The sequence below is a fragment of the Acinetobacter sp. YH12235 genome, assembly GCF_013417705.1.
Lineage (GTDB): Bacteria > Pseudomonadota > Gammaproteobacteria > Pseudomonadales > Moraxellaceae > Acinetobacter.
This window is the reverse complement of record NZ_VPDL01000012.1, coordinates 1-18,178: the sequence shown is the minus strand read 5'-3', so window position 1 is coordinate 18,178 and position 18,178 is coordinate 1. Positions and strand designations below refer to the sequence as shown.

The following is an 18,178-nucleotide window of genomic DNA, read 5'->3' as shown; positions in this document are numbered from 1 at the left end:
AGAAGCCAAATTTAGTAACAAAAAAGCCCCAGATTTGGGGCTTTTCTTTGGCTTCAACTTATACGTTGAAACGGAAGTGCAGAACGTCACCGTCCTGAACGATATAAGTTTTACCCTCTAGACGCCATTTACCTGCTTCTTTAGCGCCAGCTTCGCCGTTATACTGTACAAAATCATCATAAGCAATACATTCTGCACGGATGAAGCCTTTTTCGAAGTCAGTGTGAATGACACCCGCTGCTTGAGGCGCAGTAGCGCCGACTTTAACCGTCCAGGCGCGAACTTCCTGTACACCGGCAGTGAAGTAAGTTTGCAGACCAAGCAGTGAATAACCTGCGCGGATTACCACGTTCAGACCTGGCTCTTCCATACCCATTGCTTCCAGGAACTCAGCACGGTCTTCATCTTCAAGCAATGAAATTTCAGCTTCGATCTGGTTGCAAAGCGGAACCACGATTGCATTTTCAGCAGCTGCCAGTTCACGTACCGCATCGAGGTGCGGATTATTTTCAAAACCGTCTTCTGCCACGTTAGCGATGTACATCGTTGGTTTAAGTGTTAATAGACCAAAGCCACGAACCAGTTTACGTTCATCATCATCCAGATTTGCTGCACGGGCAGGTTTGCCTTCATCTAGAAGAGGTAGGATTTTTTCAAGAACGGCTTTAGTGGCTACAGCTTCTTTATCGCCACCTTTTGCAGACTTTGCCAGACGAGTCACTGCTTTAGTCACAGTTTCAAGGTCAGCTAGAGCAAGTTCAGTGTTAATCGTTGCGATGTCATCAAGCGGATCAATTTTCCCGTTGACGTGAATCACGTTTTCATCTTCGAAACAACGAACAACATGAGCAATTGCATCAGTTTCACGGATATTCGCCAGGAACTGGTTACCCAGACCTTCGCCTTTAGATGCACCAGCAACCAGACCCGCGATGTCCACGAATTCCATGGTAGTTGGTACCACGCGTTGTGGTTTTACGATTTCAGCAAGTTTATCCAGGCGTGGATCTGGTACAGGCACGATACCGGTGTTTGGTTCAATCGTACAGAATGGGAAGTTTTCCGCAGCAATTGCAGCTTTAGTTAATGCATTGAAAAGCGTAGATTTACCAACGTTAGGCAGGCCTACAATACCACAATTAAAACCCATGAAATAACTCACAAAGCGTTATATAAAAATTGCCAGTGATTTTACATGAAAGCCATGACAAAGTCAGGTCATGGCTAGGTGCTTTGTTGAAAACTTATGAAATAGATGTTTTTAAATTTTACGTTTATCGAGCTGATTCGATAGGGTGTCACCAGTGGCCTGAACCAGCATGACCAGAATCACCAGCACCACAATCACCGCCAGCATGATCTGCATGTCAAAACGCTGATAACCATAACGGTAGGCAATGTCGCCCAGACCACCGGCACCAATAGCACCGGCAATTGCTGATGAGTTAATCATGGTCACCAAAGTGACGGTAAAACCGGCCACAATCCCTGGTAAAGCTTCAGGTAATAGCACATGCCAGATAATTTGCTTACGGTTACAGCCAATCGCTTGAGCCGCTTCAATCAGTCCCTGATCGACTTCACGTAAACTCACTTCAGCAATACGCGCAAAGAAAGGAGTCGCGGCCAACGTTAAAGGTACAACTGCTGCCCAGACGCCATAGCTGGTGCCTACAATCCAGCGGGTAAGGGGAATTAAAGCGACCATTAAAATCAGGAAAGGCACCGAACGGGTAATATTTACAATCCAGCCCAGAGCCTGATTAATGGGTTTGGATGGATAGATCCCGTGTTCAGATGTACTGACCAGTACTACTGCCATCGGTAAACCAATCAGAAAGGCAACGATTGCGGATACACCAACCATGATGAGGGTATCGGTGGTTCCTGTTAGTAATAAATCAATGAGTTGGTCGTGCATAGCCAATCACCTCAATCTGTGCAATGTGTTGTTTTAGTTTTTGCTGAAGTAAGTCAGTATCCAGATTTAGATCGGCAACTGCGACAATCAGGCTACCGACCAGATGATTCTGGATGCTGTCGATATGACTTTGATAGAGATGCACCGGATGCTCGAACTGTTCGAAAATCACTTTCAAATCTGGGGAATACTGAACACTAGAGGCATAGCGCAGTTTGATAATGCTATGCGTGGTATCTGTTGTCACTTCAGGACTAATCGCAAATGGTAATTCCAGTTGTTCCAGATTCAGCAGTTCCTGGGTGATCTGTTGCTGTGGGTTAGAGAATACAGACCAGACTTCACCGGATTCGACAATTTCACCTTTCTCAATCACGACGACTTGATCGCAAATTTCACGGATCACTTGCATTTCATGGGTGATCAGCACAATGGTAATACCAAGTTTCTGATTGATTTCTTTTAACAGTGATAACACCACGGAAGTGCTTTCCGGATCCAGTGCAGAAGTGGCTTCATCACAGAGTAGAATCTCCGGATGGTGTACCAGCGCACGGGCAATGCCGACACGCTGCTTTTGTCCGCCGGATAACTGAGAAGGGTAGTTCTGCGCTTTTTCGCTTAAGCCTACCAGTTGCAGTACTTCGTTTACACGCGCATCAATGTCTGATTTTTTATAATTCGCGACTTTGAGTGGCAGCGCCACATTTTCCCAGACAGTTTTGGCAGACATCAGGTTGAAGTGCTGAAAAATCATGCCAATACGCTGACGAAGCTGGATCAGTTCAGCATGGGTTAAGCCAGCCAAATCCTGCTGATGGATATGGATATGACCTTCGCTGATCTGTTCCAGACCATTTAGGGTACGTAGCAGCGAGGATTTCCCCGCACCACTTTTCCCGATAATCCCGAAGATCTTGCCTTCAGGAATATCCAGATTAATGTCCTTCAAGGCATGTACTGATTTGCCTTGTACCTCATAATATTTGTTCAGATTACGGATTTTAATATGCGGGACAGAAAACGCCACCTGAGAACCAAAACTCACCATAGTATTCACCTTATTTCCAGCCTTCAAACCACATACCAGTACCAAAATCCTGGTCCAGAATTGCTTTGACTTTTTCAGAATTCTGGAAAGCTTTTACGAAAGTCGCCAGTTTCTGGTTTTTATCTTCATAGTCTTTGCGTGTCACAAACAGAATGGCGTATTTCTTGTCGATTGGATCCAGGAACAGAGCATCATGTGGATCTGCTGCTTTAGCAAGTTTTAGATAATGTGGATAACCAAAGATCAGATCAGCTTCATTCAAGGCATGTGCCGTTTGTGGGCCTTCAACTTCAATAAACTGCAACTGTTTAGGATTATTCTTGATGTCCTTAACGGTTGATAATTCATTGTTGATATTTTTCAGTTCAATCAGTTTTGCACGGTTAAGAAGGATCAAGGCACGTGCCAGATTCACCGGATCATTTGGAATGACCACACGGGCATTTTGTGGTAACTCATCCAGCGATTTATATTTCTTAGAATATAAACCGACATGGCTACCCGTACCGGGCGCGAAACTATGTAAATCGAAGTTGGTTTCACGAATGGCATTTCTTAAGTAGACACTTTGCTGGAAAAAGTTAGCATCGATGTCGCCATTCTGTACCGCGACATTGGGTGCATGCCAGTCGGAAAATTCAACCAGTTTCACATTAATACCTTGCGGTTTCAGTTCATCAGCCACACTTTGCAATAAGTCTGCATAAGGTGGGCTAATGCCAATGGTCAGTACATCCTCCTGCTGCTGACCCTTGGTCCAACGGTAAGCCGCCAGGCCGAGAATCAGTGCCAGGATGACACCGCCAATGATCCACTTCTTTGCATTCGAATTTGACGAATTTACTTGTGTCATCATCGCACCTTATTTCCAGCCCGGGAACCAGAGCTTCGCACCAAAGTCAGCATCTAGTGCTTCCTTCACGCGAGGGGAGTTCTGATAGATTTCGACAAATTTTTTCAGCTTGTCATTTTTGTCCTGATAGTCCTCACGTACGGCAAACAGGATCGCATAACGGTTGTCTTTGTTAGAGTCAAATAACAACGCTTGTTCTGGATCAGCTGTTTTAGCCAGACGTAGGTAGTGTGGGTAACCGAATGCCAAATCAACATCATCAATGGCACGCGCAGTTTGCGGACCTTCAACTTCAACGAATTGCAGGTTTTTCGGATTTGCAGCAATATCTTTCAGGTTGGACAGATGGTTGTTTGGATCTTTCAATGCCACCAGATTCGCTTGTTGTAATAACAGCAGAGCACGGCCCTGGTTGACTGGATCATTTGGTACTACAACTTTCGCGCCGTCTTTTAGCTCATCCAGGCTGTTAATTTTCTTGGAATATAGGCCAACATGCGTCGCTGCACCTTTGGCAAAAGCTTTGATTTTAAAATCAGTTTCTTTCTTCGCATTATCTAAAAACGGCTGATGCTGGAAGAAGTTGGCATCAATATCGCCATGATTCAGGGTGATATTCGGTGTATTCCAGTCCGAGAACTCGACCAGTTTGACATTGATGTCTTGCTGTTTGGCTTCTTCGGCTGCGACTTGTAAAGGTTTAGCGAAGGACGGGCTGATCCCAATCACCAGTTCATCCGAACCGGATTTCTTTTGCTGGTTCCACACCACTAGTCCGATAATCACGGCGGCAATAATCACCCCAATCATGGTGAATTTTGTTTTAACGGTTTGTGCCATGTTGCACCTCAAAATAAATTTATGCTGATTGTTTTTGCTTTAGGTTCGTGTTCGCTGTTGAGGCGGAGCTTTGACATCGGAATTGCTGCACTGGATGCGCACTAGGTAAGCGGTCTCCTTGCTGAAACAGCTTGTGTCTGAAACTGCCTTGTTCATATTCAGTTTTATAGCGTCCGCGCTGCTGTAATTCAGGAATCACTAATTGGATAAAATCCTGATGCGATTCCGGTGTCACCGTGCGGGTCAGGTTGAAGCCATCAATACCGGTTTCATCAATGAGCTGAATCAGTTTTTCTGCTATCGTGGCACCGCTGCCAACAATTAGTGGATAACGCCCACCTAACACATGCTGAGCTTTTAGGTCATTGGGTGTGATCTGCTGCTCTTTAAATTTGTCATTAACCGTCGCAATACTATTGGTCTTCTTGTAAGGAATTGGTTCATCATCAGCAAATTTGGACAGGTCAATGCCAACTGAGCTGGAATAATGTGCAAGACCTGCTTCAGGGCTGGCATAAGCACGGTATTCATCCAGCTTTTGCTGCGCCAGTTCATCTGTTTCTGCAGTGACCACGGTAATGCCGACAAAAATCTTGATCGCTTCAGGATCACGGCCTTGTTCAGTGGCCTGACGACGAATCTGATCCACCTGTTTCTTGATCTTGTCCGGATGGTCACCACCAATAAACATGCCTTCTGCATGCTGAGTGGCAAAAGCCATGCCACGCGGGGAAGCACCGGCCTGGAACAATACAGGTGTACGCTGAACAGAAGGGGAAACCTGGAATATACCCTGGCTGCGGTAGAACTGGCCCTGATGATTGATCTGATGGACCTTGGCTGGATCAGTAAAAATTCGATTTTGCTTATCTTTTAAAACCGCATCATTTTCCCAGGAGCTTTCCCAGAACTTGTAGCACAGCTGTAAAAATTCCTCGGCCTGTTCATAGCGCAGGTCATGGTCTTTCAGGCCATTTTCGCCAATCAGACGTTGTGCACTGTCCAGATAACCGGTGACAATATTCCAGCCGATACGGCCATGGGTCAGGTGATCCAGACTGGCAAAACGACGGGCGAACTGGTACGGTGACTCATAGCTGAGATTCACCGTGACACCAAAACCGAGATTCTCAGTGACTGCTGCCATGGCAGATACCAACGTGCTTGGGTCATGGCTGGGTAACTGAATGGATTCTCTTAGAGTCAGGTCAATGCCGTTCTGATAGACATCATAGACTCCGGTAATGTCGGCAATGAACAGGCCGTCAAACAGACCTTTTTCCAGCGTTTTCGCCAGATCAGTCCAGTAGCTCAGTTCATTAAAACGGTGTGATTCATCCCGCGGATGAGCCCACAAGCCATGATTGATATGACCCACGCAGTTCATATCAAAAGCGTTCAGCAGGATTTTTTTAGTTTTTGAGTTTGTTGTAGTCTTTGTCATTACAATGTCCCCCGGCGTGGAGGCAGAACACCATTCAGCAAATAATTGGCGATAAAATAGTATTTCCATCGTGAAGCATCATGCAGGGTATGCACGCGGGCATTACGCCAGAAGCGGTCTAAGCCATCTTCGCGCTGGCTACCACGACTGCCAGCCAGTTCAATCAGCTTCGATGATGCTTTTAATGCGGTTTCAGAACTGTGTGCACGCACTTTGGCTACATCTAGAGAGGCTTTGGCAACACTGACCTCAGTCGGAGCAACCTTGGCGGCATCAACAGAACGTGCGGCCTGTTTGAGTAACACTTCAGAAGCACGCACATCAGCTACCACACGGCCCAGTTCAAGTTTGGTCAGCGGATCATCGGTGGCCTTGTCCACACCAGAATCAATCCACGGACGCGCCTGACGTACACGGTCCAAGGTTTCCTCAAATGCAGCACGGGCAATGCCGGTTTCAATGGAGGCATGTAGCAATTGTGCGAAAGGACCGGAAATGGTTGGGCGGGAATAGGCCGTATCAAAACGTACCACATCTTCCTCAAGCACCTGCACGTTGTCAAATTTCACCGTGCCGCTGCCAGTGGTACGCTGGCCAAAACCGCTCCAGTCATCAATCAAGGTGAGACCTTCACTGTCACGTGGCACAAAAGCCAAGAATTGCTGCTCGCTTTCATCCACGACCAGTGTCGGAATGCGGTGCGCAAACAGGCTGCCGGTGCAATAGAATTTTTCACCATTGATCACATAGCCTTGCTCAGTTTTGCGAATCGCAGTTTGGCGCTGAGCAGCGGTTTTGGTTTTAAACTCAGCTAGGGCATTACCAAAACGGGCACCTTTTAGGACTTCGGCATAGAGTTTCTGTTTTTGTTCCTCCGTGCCGTTATTGCGCAGGATTTCCAGACCATAGAAATGGTTTTGTGGAATCTGACCGATTGATCCATCCACACCGCTCATCAGGGCAATCACTTGTGCCACCGTATAGCTAGATACTTCTGCACCACCATATTCTTTAGGTACAGTAATCGCCCAAAGTCCGGACTGGCTATAAGCCTCGATTTCTTCGAAAGGCAGAATACGTTCAGCATCACGTTGTACTGAATTAATCTTGAACTGCTCTGCCAGATTATGGGCAATTTCTAGTGCTTCTTCATCAGATTTGATGATGTGCGCATGTGCCAGCTGTTCTGACTGCAATGGACTAATGTTTTGAAATGAAGTCATGGCAAATATCCTTAAATCCAGGCGTGGCGGGCAGGGAGTTTATGATTTAGGTAATAATCCCCAAGTGCATGCAGCTTCCAGCGGATCGGGTCATGCAAGGTATGCACACGGGCATTACGCCAATGCTGATCCAGATTGTGCTGACTGAGGCTGGAGCGACTTCCACCCAATTCCAGTAATTTTTCCGAGATATGTAGCGCAGCATCGTTGGCATAGACCTTGGCTTCAGCCACTAGAATTGAGGCTTTGGCTGCCTGCTCATCAGTCACAGATTCCAGCTGATCCAGTTCATCCAGATATTCAGCGGCTTCATCCAGCAGTAAAATCGCGGCATCGAGCAGCACAGAAGATTTGCCAACTTCCTGCAGGGTATAATGTTCTAAGCTGGCTTTTTCGACTTGAGCATCGACAATTGGACGTGCTTTTTGTACGGCAGTCAGCGTATCGGCAAAAGCAGCTTCGGCAATGCCGACATCAATCGCGACCTGCATCAATTGGGAATAGGCACCGCGGTAGCTTGGTTGATTTCCTAACAGACGCTCATCAAAAATCAATAGCGGATCAACTTCGACATGCTGAAGTTTGACGGTACCACTCGAAGTCGTGCGTTGACCAAAGCCATTCCAATTGTCGATCACTTCCACACCTTCAGCATTGCGGTCGACAATGGTTAGTACTACATGGCCTTCTGGATGAATCGCTTTAATCGCTAACCAGTGCGCGAAGCTACTACCAGTTGAATAGAATTTCTCGCCATCCACAAAATAGCGGCCATTTTCAAATGTTAAAGTGGTGGCAAGCGTCTTGGTATCTTTGGTATTGCGCTCTGGACCGCCATTCGCCAGACGCTTACCTTTTAGAATTTCGTTATAAATAAACTGTTTTTGTTCTTCTGTGCCCATGATCTCGATCATGTTGAGTAATGCGATCTGGTTCTGCGGAATTTGCCCGACACTTGAGTCAGCCTTATTAATAATCCGGAATACATGAGCCAGGGTTTTATTGGCAACAAATGCACCGCCGTACTGTTTCGGAATACGCATGCCGCCCAGGCCTTTCTGGCTGAACAGGTCAATCTCAGCAAAAGGTAATAGACGTTGCTGATCACGCTGATTACGGCCTTCCAGGGCAAAGTCTGCAACCTGATAAGCAGCATTAATCGCGTCGAGATCATTTTCGATGATATGAACTTTTTCAGAAGTTAAACGAGACATAATGACATCCTAAATCGATGCCAAAACGTTACAGCGAAAGCTTTATGTAATTAAGCAATTGCTTTTGCAAAGCTTATAAAAAAAGCTCTTTAAGATAAAAACTGCTAGATTCTTATAAATTTGGAATATAGTAACTGATTAAAATTAAATAGATTTTGAATAATTTCTTAATTTTAATAGATGTTTTTAAAGCAGTGCATATCTGCTTTATAGATAATCAAGACAAAAAAATGTATAAAAATACTCATCGTCGTGCTGAATAAGCAACATCTTTATTTTGAATAAAAAGTTCATTGTATTTCCAGTCTAGGGTGACTAAAGTATCCGACTAAATTAGATGGTTTTAATGCGATCTAACCTAAAAACAAGCATGGAGAATTTATGCGCATCTTATACCAGTTTCCACTTTCTCATTTTTGTGAAAAGGCACGCTGGATGCTGGATTACAAAGAGCTGGAATATGTCGCGCAAAACCTCATGCCGGGTGCCCATCGTGCCTTTGCCCGCCTGAAAACTGGACAAAACCGTTTACCGATTCTGCGTGATCAGGAACGGTGGATTGCGGATTCGACCAAAATCGCTCTATATCTGGATGAGCAATATCCTGAACACCGTCTGCTACCTGCAGAAGCAAGCTTGCGTCAGCAGGCACTAGATATTGATGAAATCACCCAAGAATTAGGCCGCCATGTGCGTCGCTGGATGCTGGCTCAGGCTTTATCGCATGACCATGAATCGATGGATATTCTGATTGGAGAAAAAGGCTATCTGCGCCAGTTTGAAAAATTCTCCAAGCCATTGCTAAAAACCATTTTGACCAAGGGTTATGCCTTGACTGAAGAAACACTGGAACAGTCCAAACAATTTATCAAGGATTCGGTTGAGCAGCTTAATCAGATCCGTATGGAAAAAGAAGGACCTTATCTCGTCGGTTCGCGTTTCTCTCTGGCCGATATTGCGGTTTGTTCTATTTTGGCTCCTCTATTGGCTATTCCGGGAACGCCGTGGGAGAGGGAAAGCTTTGAATCGATGTCGGATGAATACCGGGAATATCAAAGTCATCTGGCTGAGTTGCCATTAGGGCAATATATTCAAAAGATGTATCGTAATGAGCGCAATGCCCGTGTTGATTGGCGCGGTGTATAAAATTAAAAATGAAATAAAAAAACGCGCATAAAGCGCGTTTTTTTATGAGATTAGAATTAACTCCAAGGGCTGGTTTGATCAATATCACTTGTTTTACTGAAGCCACTGAGCAGTGAGCTAAAGTCAAACTTCGGCAGGGAACTACCACTTGAGATATTGGTAATAGTTTCTTTAATGGTTGGGAGGATTTCAGTAATGCTGATATTCGTAGCCGTATCAGTATTACTAATGCCGGAAATCAATTCGCTAAGATCAGGCAGTTGTAGGGACGAGTTGTTACCGACTAAATTGCCAAGACTATCCGTGAATGCATCCAAACCTAAACCCTCTAAGCTTGGCACGCCAGAACCGAGTGACCCGAGCAGGTCGCCAATTTCAGGAAACTGAACACCATCCAGAAGATCCGAGAATTGACCTTCGCTATCAATCAGCGCAATCACTGGTTTTAGTGCTGTAATCACATTGTTGAGGTCGCTGGATAAGGTGAGCAGTAATGGGTTATTCACAAAATCCAGCACCACTTGTACGCCATTCAAGACATCGTAAAGAGAATTCACGATTTCTGCCTGATCAGCGTCAAGAACGTCACTATTCGCTAATAGATTCAACAGTGGATTGATGCCTTTTAGTACATCTGCGATGGTGTCTGGCACATTACCTGAACCTGCAGAACTGATTGCAGATACCAATGTAGTCACACTACCAACCACTGTTGGTAAAACTTGGGTAAGTTGATCCATATCAATGGATGAGTTACCTGTATCAATCGATGCAAGCAGTGGCATCAGGCTTTGCGTTACAGTTTGCGCAATGGTGCCCGTATCGATATTGCCTGAATTGCTGATTAGACCACTGAGCAAATTGGTAATAGCACCGATATCAAGGTCACTGCTTGCATTGCTCATTAAGTTACTGGCTAACAGATTGACTGAACTGGTATCTAAACTACCTGTTGAGCCACCGATCAATCCGCTGATCAAGTCAACAATTGCACCGATGTCGAGATCACTAGCGGCATTGCCACTGATGAGACCACCGACTAGGTTGGCAATTTGACCAATATCTACATCGCCAAGTCCGCCAGAACCACCAATTAAGTCACTAACCAGTTCAGCAATTTGTGCGATATCAATATCGCCACCTTGAATCAAGCCACCGACGAGGCCTGCAATTGCTCCGATATCAATACCATCAAATCCGCTAGAGCCACCGATTAAGCCGCTAACTAGTTGAGCGATTTGCGTAATATCAATGTCACCGCCTTGAATCAAGCCGCCGACTAGACCCGCTATTGCGCCGATATCAATGCCGCCTAATCCACCAGAACCACCAATTAAACCACTAGCCAGTTCAGCAATTTGAGCAATATCGATATCGCCATTACCACCAATAAGGTTGCTAACTAAGCCAGCGATTGAACCTATATCAATACCATTAAGTCCACTAGAGCCACCAATCAGACCGCTCAATAGTTGGGTGATTTGAGTAATATCAATATCACCACCTTGGATGAGACCACTGACGATACCGACGATGGCACCAATGTCTGTTCCACCAAGACCACCAGTACCTCCAATCCGGCCACTCAGCAGTTGAGTGATTTGGGTAAGATCAAGGTCGCCACCTTGCAATAAGTTGCCAGCCAGTTCAGCAATTTTACTAAGATCTAGATTACCAGTACTGCCACCCATCAATCCACTGACCAATTTGATAACTGCATTTAAATCCAGGGTTGATGTATTACTACCCATTAAACTGCCAAGTAGATTGCTGATTGAACCTATGTCAAAACTGCCACCATTGGCTTTCGTTAATTGGCTAATTAAACTGTTGATATCAAGTTTAGAAGCATTTGAGCCTGTAAATTGGCTAATTAAATCAGTGAGGGAACTGGAAGCTAAACTCTTGCCAGAAAGCAGGCTGTTTAAGAGAGAATCTAGGGAAGGGGTAGAGGGGGTAGAACCTGTAATAGAACCAATAATGCCAGAAAGACTGCCACCCAATAAACCACCAAGTAAACTCGTATTTTGTATCTCTGTCGTGAGCACTGGACTGAGTTTAGTTTTAATTGAACTAAGAATACTAAAAGCCATAATCGTTTTGCGAATTTTTATCTTGTTATGTTTGTTGTGTGTTTTAGATAAACCGCTCAATTCTTATTCAATTTCTATACAAGTGTAAATCTAAGTTGGATTAATCATGCTTTGAAAATCCAGTTATCAGCGTCATAGTTTTTATTCATAAATAGTTTAGTGATAAATAAGAATGATTTATTTAAAAAGAGACGTTTATCGAAAATTTGTTTTATACGACGAATAACCATAAACATGGTTTAAAACTGGTTATTGAGATGTTTCTGGCATTTTTTTTCAAATAACTGGTAATTTATGAAAAATTTATCAATACTATCAGCAAAACAATGATGTATTTGAATAAAATGGCAAGAGATTAAAGATGGAATTAGATCGTTTTGATAAGCACATTCTTGAAATTTTGACCCATGAAGATGTCAATCTGAATGAACTCTCGGAGAGAGTAAATTTATCTGTGAGTTCGGTACACCGCAGGATCAAGCATTTGATCGATCATAATATTATCAGTGGCTTGAAGCGCGAGATTAATTATCAAAAATTGGGCTTTAGTCTGCATGTGCTGTTGCAGGTTTCCTTAAGCAAGCATGATAGCGATACTTTTGCCAAATTTTTAGAAGAATTAGAAAATATTCCGGAAGTCATTAATGCTTTCCTGGTGACAGGACAGTCTGCGGATTTTATTGTCGAAGTTGTGGCACGTGATATGGAAAATTATAGTCAGATTCTATTAAGCCGAATCGGCAAGATCGAGCATGTCGTAGCACTGCATTCCAGCTTTGTGATCAAGGAATATAATGTTTTTAACTGTAGTGGTCTTTTAAATAAGGTTTAAAATTCCAGGCATTTTTTAACACATATAAAAAACGCACCCGAAGGTGCGTTTTGATCTCATAGAAGATTAGGCATCGAGTTGCGCTAAAACTTCATCAGAGAATTCAACGTTGGTATAAACGTTTTGAACATCGTCTAGGTCTTCAAGCATATCGATCATTTTCATGATTTTTTTCGCTTGGTCGATATCTGTGATTTCAGCTTTGGTAGACGGGCTCATCACCACTTCAGCGTTATCAGATTTTAAACCTGCAGCAGCTAAAGCATCTTGTACTGTACCGAAGCTTTCAGGCGTAGTGATCACCAGGATTTCATCTTCATCCACTTCGATGTCTTCAGCACCCGCTTCAAGCGCCACTTCCATGATTTGATCTTCTAAAGACACATCTTCAAAAGTAATTTCGCCACGTTTAGTGAATAGGAAGGATACTGAACCGTTGGTACCGAGGTTACCATCAGTTTTAGTAAAGCAGTGACGTACATCAGGAACCGTACGGTTCAGGTTATCTGTCATGGTTTCAACAATAACCGCAACGCCGCCTACGCCATAACCTTCATAGGTTACTTCTTTCAGATCGTCGTTATCTTCACCACCGGCACCACGCTGAATCGCGCGATTGATCACATCACGTGTCATGTTTACAGATAATGCTTTTTCTACAACAGCACGTAGACGAGGATTACTACCCGCATCAGCGCCACCGAGTTTAGCAGCAGTTGTTAATTCACGAATGTACTTGGTAAACAACTTACCACGACTGGCATCTTGTTTTGCTTTACGATGCTTAATATTGGCCCACTTGGAATGACCCGCCATGCGAAATATGCTCCTTGTAGATTGGCTGTATGCCTATCGAATTGCGCCGATTCTACCATAAGCTCTTTTTTTGAAAAAAGAGTCTGGATTTGAGATTTAATGATAATGCCAAAAAAATAGGCAATAAAATAGAAAGGCAAAGCAATAAATGTAAATAAAAACTTAAGAAAATACCTAAATAAGAAAAGAGCAGAAGAAACATTATTCTCAAGCCCTTTTATGGAAAGTTTATTCCGGGATAATAATATCCAGACCAACATTCTCTTTATAGAGCCGCTTGATTAAAGCCAGATCATGTGCAAGATCAGTAGGATAAATTTTGCCAAAAATCCCGCCTTGCTTGGTCTTGGAATTGGCATACATAAGCACAATTGGCACATTGGCAGCTTTGGCAATATGCCAGAAACCGGTACGGATCGGTTTGCGCGCTTCACCATTTTTGGCACGGGTGGCTTCAGGTGCGATCACCAGATTGAATTTTTCATTATTCTGAAAATGTTCAACCATTACGCTGACAATATCTTTATTGGCTTTACGGTCGACCGCGATACCACCCATGGCTTCCAGAATTGGTTTCATTGGGCCTTTGAACAGTTCTTTCTTGATCAGGGTATGAATTTTGATGTCATACATCTTAAAGAGCGCCAAAGATAGAACTGCATCCATCATGGATGTATGTTCAAATCCGACAATGACCTGTTTATCTTCGAGTACATCGGGTTCAACATGATATTGCCAACCGGCAAGTTTAAATGCAGATTCGCCAATAAATTTGTTTAGCATAAGTAGAAAGAAATAAGAGCTAACGGTATGAACTGCATAATTTCTTCCTGTTCTTATTCACAGTCAATAGGCATTAATTAAAATTCATTAATAATATAAAAAATCCAAAATCAAAAAAGTATATTAAATAGTTTTTTAAGACCTGAAAGATATAAATAAATACTTAATAATCCTTGAGATATATCATCTTATATAAAATAAGTCTTAAAATGATGAAAAAATGACTATCCAGCACAAATTTTAGTTATTAGACTTTTGTCGAAGAAAAGAAGAAATTGTGTCTTTTCTATTTTCTGGTCATTTTCTCTCTGAGATTGAAACCTATGACGTATATTACAGCTTTCATGTTCTCAATGCTTCTGTTAGCACTGGTTATTGTATGGTCTTTAATCGAAATCTATATGGATTTACGTAAAGACGAGAAATTGGAATCGGAATTTTAGTCTTTATAGATTTTTAAAGAATATTCTAGGATTATATTTCTATACTTAATATTTGGTATTTTTATTGATTATGGTTATATTGAGACGTAAAAGCGATTAATTTATTGGTTTGATATTCGAATAATTAGCGTGCTCTCTTTATTTTAGATAGAAAATATAGATGTCATATTAGGCTTTTGCTAGCTTAACTTAGACTGAAGTCTTAAATCCTAAGCAGGGCAGTTATTAAGGATAAAAAATGATTGCTGGCTAAGTGTGCAAGCAGAAAGAAAAGTACTTGTTTTTTGATCTAATCTTGGCTAGTATTCAATGCGCCTGAACTAGTTGAAATATAACAAATTCAGTCTATATAGGGCCTATAGCTCAGTTGGTTAGAGCAGCGGACTCATAATCCGTTGGTCGACAGTTCAAGTCTGTCTGGGCCCACCATATTTTATATTTATATAGCTTTATATAAGATCTAAACCCTTAATTCTAAAAGAGTTAAGGGTTTTTTATTGCTTTGTTTAACTTCATATAACTTCATATGGGAACGCGCTCTGTGTATCCTTGTTTGTATCCAGTTTTCAAATTATAACTCAGGGATACACAGTCGAAAAATTGAGGTTAAACCTGCAGTTATGCAAAATTTCAAAGATGATCTAGATACCTGTTCTGAAGAAAAAGGTCAGCAAAAAGTACGGCGCAAAAAAAGCCCAGAAGACCGTTTCAAAAATTTAAAACCACGCGATAAAGAATACAGGGAGCCTACAGAGATAGCAGGCCTATATTGTCGCGTTCAGCCGAATGGGAAAAAGTCCTGGCAGTATCGTTATAAGAATACGAAAGGCAAGTGGGGATGGGTTGGCTTAGGTAGCTATCCGAAGATTGGATATTTACAAGCTCGTGAAAAAGCTGAAAGAATGTCAAATGGAGATATTGAAGTAAAAACACAGGCCGAGCTTAATCAAATTAAATTAGAGGAGGAGCAGGCTCTATTTTCACATCTTATCTATGAGTGGCTAGAAAGGAAAAAACTGAAATGGAAACCGGAGACCTATAAAAAAGAAAGACAGTCAATCGAAAAACACATTATTCCAGTTTTCGGTCATCGTCCATATAACACGATTACTTCCAGAGAATGGTTTAATTTTTTTACTCAAAAGCAATTAAATGAACATATTTTTAATCGAGTTGAAAAATTAATTTCGTATTGTTCAGGTGCTTATAAGCTAGCAAAATTTAAGAAAGATATTTTATATAATCCATTAGAGGGGATAGGAGAACATATAGATAAACTTGCTTCAAAAAGTATGAAACATGTTCACATTTATGAGTTACCTGAAATGGTGTCGTTAATTAGAACCTATTCTTCTCGTCCGATCGCAATAGGGCTGGAGCTTTTGATTCATATGTTTCCCAGACCTGGAGAGTTGAGAAATGCTCGTTGGGAACAATTCAATTTTGATGAAGCAGTATGGATACGACCTGCTAGTATGATGAAAAGAAATATTGAGCACGGTATTCCGCTTTCAAAGCAAGTTATTGAACTTTTGAAGGAGTTAAAGGAGATCTCTACTGAAAGTGACTACTTATTTCCGAGTCGGGATAATATTAATAAGCCAATCTCGAATCTGACATTTAATGTAGCTTTAAATAGGTTAGGTTATAAAGGACGGCAAAATCCACATGGATTTAGACATATAGCATCCACTAATCTAAATAAACATTTTAGCGATAAATCTCAAGTGATAGAGTCGGCTTTATCTCATTTGAAAGGTGGTGTGAAGGGTGCATACGATAAAGGGGCTCATCTGGAAGAGCGCTATGAACTTATGCAATGGTGGAGTGACTATATAAAATCTCTTTTAAAATAAATAATTTAAGAAAATGCCATCATTTAGATGGCATTTTTTTGAGTTTTATACGGAACAAATTTCTAAAAAAGCTTTTTTTTGGTAATTTGAATCCAATTCAATACTTTATATGTTAGTAAATGGATCATTCATAGAAAGTAAATTGAACCTATTTACCTTGTTATTAGAATTTCAGAGATTCTAATTATGAATAAAACAGTAAATCATACCCAAAGCTTTCAGACTACTCAGAAAGATAGTGCTTCACCAGTAATGTTTAGCCAGCTAATAGATAAGTATTTAGCGAAAAAGAAAGATCTATAGCAGCCATCTACGTATGCTAAAGTAAACAAGCTATTAACAAGCATTTAATACCAGTTTTTGGAAACAGACCTATTATCTCAATTATTTCAAAAGAGTGGTTTGAGTTTTTTAGTGCTAAACAAGTCAATGAGCAAATATATAATCAGGAAAATAAGCACATAAATAATGTATAAACACACTATTTGTGTGCTATATTGCTAATGACAAGGGTAGGAGTAACTGTATGACTTACACAGAGCTTCAAATTACATTGCTAGAAATGGGCTTATCAATTAAAGATCTTGCAACGTTACTTGGCATGAATCCAAATTCCATTACTAATTATAAAAGTACTGGCATTATTCCCCTGAATTTAGCAATTACAATAACTCTGATAACTCATTTAAAGAAAGCAGAGCTGTCTCCTGAAGAAATCATCAATGAAGTAAAAAGAAGACATGCGAACAACCTCATTGAAAACAATTAAAGGTAATAAACTATGCGTACAGATCTACTTTTAGAGTTAGCTGATTTCTTGGAGAATTTGGATCCTAATAGATTTGATATTCGTACTTGGAGAAGACCATCTAAGAACTCTGTTGGCTTCGTGAGTGATGAACAATTACTCACTGACTGTAAGACAGTTGCTTGTGCTATTGGATGGGCAGTGACTTTGCCAAAGTGGAAAGATGCTGGATTCTATATGGATACTTTAGACATCACAAAAGAGCATCTTAATAGCCCATTAAGTACGCCATACACTATGGCTATTGTGAAATGGGATGGTAACTCAGATATCGATTCTTATGATGCCTTACAAGCAGGGTTAAATCTTCCAATTGGTATGGCTGAGGTTCTTTTTGATTACAACAACTATGCTGATGAAGAATATACCCATGCTAGTACTGTTGCTGAACGAATCCGTGAATTTTGCAGTACACCATCCGAAGAACTTATTGATTTGGTTGTTTCATATACTGATACTGAGTAAATTTAGCAGGTATAAAAATTAAAAAATTCAATAAAAATGGAGCCTTATGCTCCATTTTTAATGTTATTCACCAATTAAAATGTCTATGTGATAAACCATTTAAAATGTCCTGTTTTTAACCACAAGAGTCAAGCACAGGATTTAACTTTCTTTGTTCAATAACAGCTTTCTGAGCTTTACGACTCGGCATACTTTTCTTGAGACGGGAACGTTTATTCTGTTTCTCCAACTCTTCATGTTGTTGCTGGATATGCGCCAGAACTGAGCCTAATCTTTTATTCTCAACCACTTCATTCTGCTGTAGTCCAGCCAGTTTATTGAAGACGCTATAGTTGATCTTCCGTCCTTCATGCATGAGGGCCACAGTGCCATCCGGGTACTCCAGAAATG

Annotated in this window: 16 protein-coding genes, 1 tRNA gene and 1 pseudogene; 6 read left to right on the top strand and 12 right to left on the bottom strand. The window is 41.8% G+C overall.

Features of this window, described 5'->3' with window-relative positions; all coding sequences use genetic code 11:
* Positions 1 to 58: 58 nt before the first annotated feature.
* The 8 genes from ychF to FTV13_RS07920 all read right to left on the bottom strand — a co-directional run bounded on the left by ychF (position 59) and on the right by FTV13_RS07920 (position 8,546).
* The gene (ychF, locus tag FTV13_RS07955) at positions 59 to 1,150 is read right to left on the bottom strand and encodes a redox-regulated ATPase YchF (protein WP_179993080.1); all 1,092 of its coding nucleotides are present in this window, start codon (positions 1,148 to 1,150) and stop codon (positions 59 to 61) included.
* A gap of 111 nt (positions 1,151 to 1,261) precedes the next feature.
* Complete coding sequence (locus FTV13_RS07950) at positions 1,262 to 1,921, bottom strand: methionine ABC transporter permease (RefSeq protein ID WP_159123258.1); 660 nt, start codon at positions 1,919 to 1,921, stop codon at positions 1,262 to 1,264.
* The gene (locus FTV13_RS07945) at positions 1,902 to 2,972 is read right to left on the bottom strand and encodes a methionine ABC transporter ATP-binding protein (protein WP_180011700.1); all 1,071 of its coding nucleotides are present in this window, start codon (positions 2,970 to 2,972) and stop codon (positions 1,902 to 1,904) included. The genes FTV13_RS07950 and FTV13_RS07945 overlap by 20 nt, the downstream gene beginning before the upstream one ends.
* 10 nt (positions 2,973 to 2,982) lie before the next feature.
* Positions 2,983 to 3,825 carry a MetQ/NlpA family ABC transporter substrate-binding protein gene (locus FTV13_RS07940; protein ID WP_180011648.1) on the bottom strand — a complete coding sequence of 281 codons (843 nt, stop codon included), beginning with the start codon at positions 3,823 to 3,825 and terminating at the stop codon, positions 2,983 to 2,985.
* Positions 3,826 to 3,834: 9 nt separating this feature from the next.
* Complete coding sequence (locus FTV13_RS07935) at positions 3,835 to 4,665, bottom strand: MetQ/NlpA family ABC transporter substrate-binding protein (protein WP_179993083.1); 831 nt, start codon at positions 4,663 to 4,665, stop codon at positions 3,835 to 3,837.
* 19 nt (positions 4,666 to 4,684) lie between these two features.
* Complete coding sequence (locus tag FTV13_RS07930; protein ID WP_179993084.1) at positions 4,685 to 6,109, bottom strand: LLM class flavin-dependent oxidoreductase; 1,425 nt, start codon at positions 6,107 to 6,109, stop codon at positions 4,685 to 4,687.
* Positions 6,109 to 7,332, bottom strand: a complete 1,224-nt coding sequence (locus tag FTV13_RS07925; protein ID WP_179993085.1) for an SfnB family sulfur acquisition oxidoreductase — start codon at positions 7,330 to 7,332, stop codon at positions 6,109 to 6,111. The genes FTV13_RS07930 and FTV13_RS07925 overlap by 1 nt, the downstream gene beginning before the upstream one ends.
* Positions 7,333 to 7,343: 11 nt before the next feature.
* Entirely contained in the window at positions 7,344 to 8,546 is a 1,203-nt protein-coding gene (locus tag FTV13_RS07920; RefSeq protein WP_179993086.1) for an SfnB family sulfur acquisition oxidoreductase, read from the bottom strand.
* A gap of 381 nt (positions 8,547 to 8,927) precedes the next feature.
* Between FTV13_RS07920 and FTV13_RS07915 the strand changes: the two genes are divergently transcribed.
* The gene (locus FTV13_RS07915) at positions 8,928 to 9,692 is read left to right on the top strand and encodes a glutathione S-transferase family protein (RefSeq protein ID WP_166136146.1); all 765 of its coding nucleotides are present in this window, start codon (positions 8,928 to 8,930) and stop codon (positions 9,690 to 9,692) included.
* Between the two features lie 56 nt (positions 9,693 to 9,748).
* On the opposite strand, the gene FTV13_RS07910 is transcribed toward FTV13_RS07915, so the two are convergent.
* On the bottom strand, positions 9,749 to 11,785 hold the full coding sequence (locus FTV13_RS07910; protein WP_179993087.1) for a hypothetical protein: 2,037 nt from the start codon (positions 11,783 to 11,785) through the stop codon (positions 9,749 to 9,751).
* A 361-nt stretch (positions 11,786 to 12,146) separates the two neighbouring features.
* On the opposite strand from FTV13_RS07910, the gene FTV13_RS07905 reads away from it, so the two are divergent.
* Positions 12,147 to 12,617, top strand: coding sequence for an Lrp/AsnC family transcriptional regulator (locus FTV13_RS07905; RefSeq protein WP_004784091.1), 471 nt, complete (start codon positions 12,147 to 12,149; stop codon positions 12,615 to 12,617).
* Between the two features lie 66 nt (positions 12,618 to 12,683).
* Here FTV13_RS07905 and FTV13_RS07900 read toward each other — a convergent pair whose 3' ends face one another.
* Positions 12,684 to 13,433 (bottom strand): YebC/PmpR family DNA-binding transcriptional regulator, encoded by a 750-nt coding sequence (locus FTV13_RS07900; protein WP_004784089.1) that lies wholly within the window; start codon positions 13,431 to 13,433, stop codon positions 12,684 to 12,686.
* Between the two features lie 228 nt (positions 13,434 to 13,661).
* Positions 13,662 to 14,216: a 1-acyl-sn-glycerol-3-phosphate acyltransferase gene (locus FTV13_RS07895; protein ID WP_179993088.1), complete on the bottom strand. Its 555-nt coding sequence runs from the start codon at positions 14,214 to 14,216 to the stop codon at positions 13,662 to 13,664.
* 795 nt (positions 14,217 to 15,011) lie between these two features.
* Between FTV13_RS07895 and FTV13_RS07890 the strand changes: the two genes are divergently transcribed.
* The 4 genes from FTV13_RS07890 (at position 15,012) to FTV13_RS07875 (ending at position 17,788) form a co-directional block, all read left to right on the top strand.
* Positions 15,012 to 15,088, top strand: a tRNA-Ile gene (locus FTV13_RS07890).
* A gap of 191 nt (positions 15,089 to 15,279) precedes the next feature.
* Positions 15,280 to 16,515, top strand: a complete 1,236-nt coding sequence (locus FTV13_RS07885) for a site-specific integrase (RefSeq protein ID WP_180011646.1) — start codon at positions 15,280 to 15,282, stop codon at positions 16,513 to 16,515.
* A 526-nt stretch (positions 16,516 to 17,041) separates the two neighbouring features.
* Positions 17,042 to 17,284: a tellurium resistance protein TerC gene (locus FTV13_RS07880; RefSeq protein WP_104513410.1), complete on the top strand. Its 243-nt coding sequence runs from the start codon at positions 17,042 to 17,044 to the stop codon at positions 17,282 to 17,284.
* A gap of 12 nt (positions 17,285 to 17,296) precedes the next feature.
* Positions 17,297 to 17,788 (top strand): hypothetical protein, encoded by a 492-nt coding sequence (locus tag FTV13_RS07875; RefSeq protein WP_180011644.1) that lies wholly within the window; start codon positions 17,297 to 17,299, stop codon positions 17,786 to 17,788.
* A gap of 115 nt (positions 17,789 to 17,903) precedes the next feature.
* Here FTV13_RS07875 and FTV13_RS07870 read toward each other — a convergent pair.
* A pseudogene (locus FTV13_RS07870) lies at positions 17,904 to 18,178 on the bottom strand (ISNCY family transposase); the annotation flags it as partial.

What these genes read in the sequence shown, in the direction of transcription:
- ychF (WP_179993080.1), bottom strand. Translation starts at nt 1,150, where the DNA reads ATGGGTTTTAATTGTGGTATTGTAGGCCTGCCTAACGTTGGTAAATCT.
- FTV13_RS07950 (WP_159123258.1), bottom strand. Translation starts at nt 1,921, where the DNA reads ATGCACGACCAACTCATTGATTTATTACTAACAGGAACCACCGATACC.
- FTV13_RS07945 (WP_180011700.1), bottom strand. Translation starts at nt 2,972, where the DNA reads ATGGTGAGTTTTGGTTCTCAGGTGGCGTTTTCTGTCCCGCATATTAAA.
- FTV13_RS07940 (WP_180011648.1), bottom strand. Translation starts at nt 3,825, where the DNA reads ATGACACAAGTAAATTCGTCAAATTCGAATGCAAAGAAGTGGATCATT.
- FTV13_RS07935 (WP_179993083.1), bottom strand. Translation starts at nt 4,665, where the DNA reads ATGGCACAAACCGTTAAAACAAAATTCACCATGATTGGGGTGATTATT.
- FTV13_RS07930 (WP_179993084.1), bottom strand. Translation starts at nt 6,109, where the DNA reads ATGACAAAGACTACAACAAACTCAAAAACTAAAAAAATCCTGCTGAAC.
- FTV13_RS07925 (WP_179993085.1), bottom strand. Translation starts at nt 7,332, where the DNA reads ATGACTTCATTTCAAAACATTAGTCCATTGCAGTCAGAACAGCTGGCA.
- FTV13_RS07920 (WP_179993086.1), bottom strand. Translation starts at nt 8,546, where the DNA reads ATGTCTCGTTTAACTTCTGAAAAAGTTCATATCATCGAAAATGATCTC.
- FTV13_RS07915 (WP_166136146.1), top strand. Translation starts at nt 8,928, where the DNA reads ATGCGCATCTTATACCAGTTTCCACTTTCTCATTTTTGTGAAAAGGCA.
- FTV13_RS07910 (WP_179993087.1), bottom strand. Translation starts at nt 11,785, where the DNA reads ATGGCTTTTAGTATTCTTAGTTCAATTAAAACTAAACTCAGTCCAGTG.
- FTV13_RS07905 (WP_004784091.1), top strand. Translation starts at nt 12,147, where the DNA reads ATGGAATTAGATCGTTTTGATAAGCACATTCTTGAAATTTTGACCCAT.
- FTV13_RS07900 (WP_004784089.1), bottom strand. Translation starts at nt 13,433, where the DNA reads ATGGCGGGTCATTCCAAGTGGGCCAATATTAAGCATCGTAAAGCAAAA.
- FTV13_RS07895 (WP_179993088.1), bottom strand. Translation starts at nt 14,216, where the DNA reads ATGCTAAACAAATTTATTGGCGAATCTGCATTTAAACTTGCCGGTTGG.
- FTV13_RS07885 (WP_180011646.1), top strand. Translation starts at nt 15,280, where the DNA reads ATGCAAAATTTCAAAGATGATCTAGATACCTGTTCTGAAGAAAAAGGT.
- FTV13_RS07880 (WP_104513410.1), top strand. Translation starts at nt 17,042, where the DNA reads ATGACTTACACAGAGCTTCAAATTACATTGCTAGAAATGGGCTTATCA.
- FTV13_RS07875 (WP_180011644.1), top strand. Translation starts at nt 17,297, where the DNA reads ATGCGTACAGATCTACTTTTAGAGTTAGCTGATTTCTTGGAGAATTTG.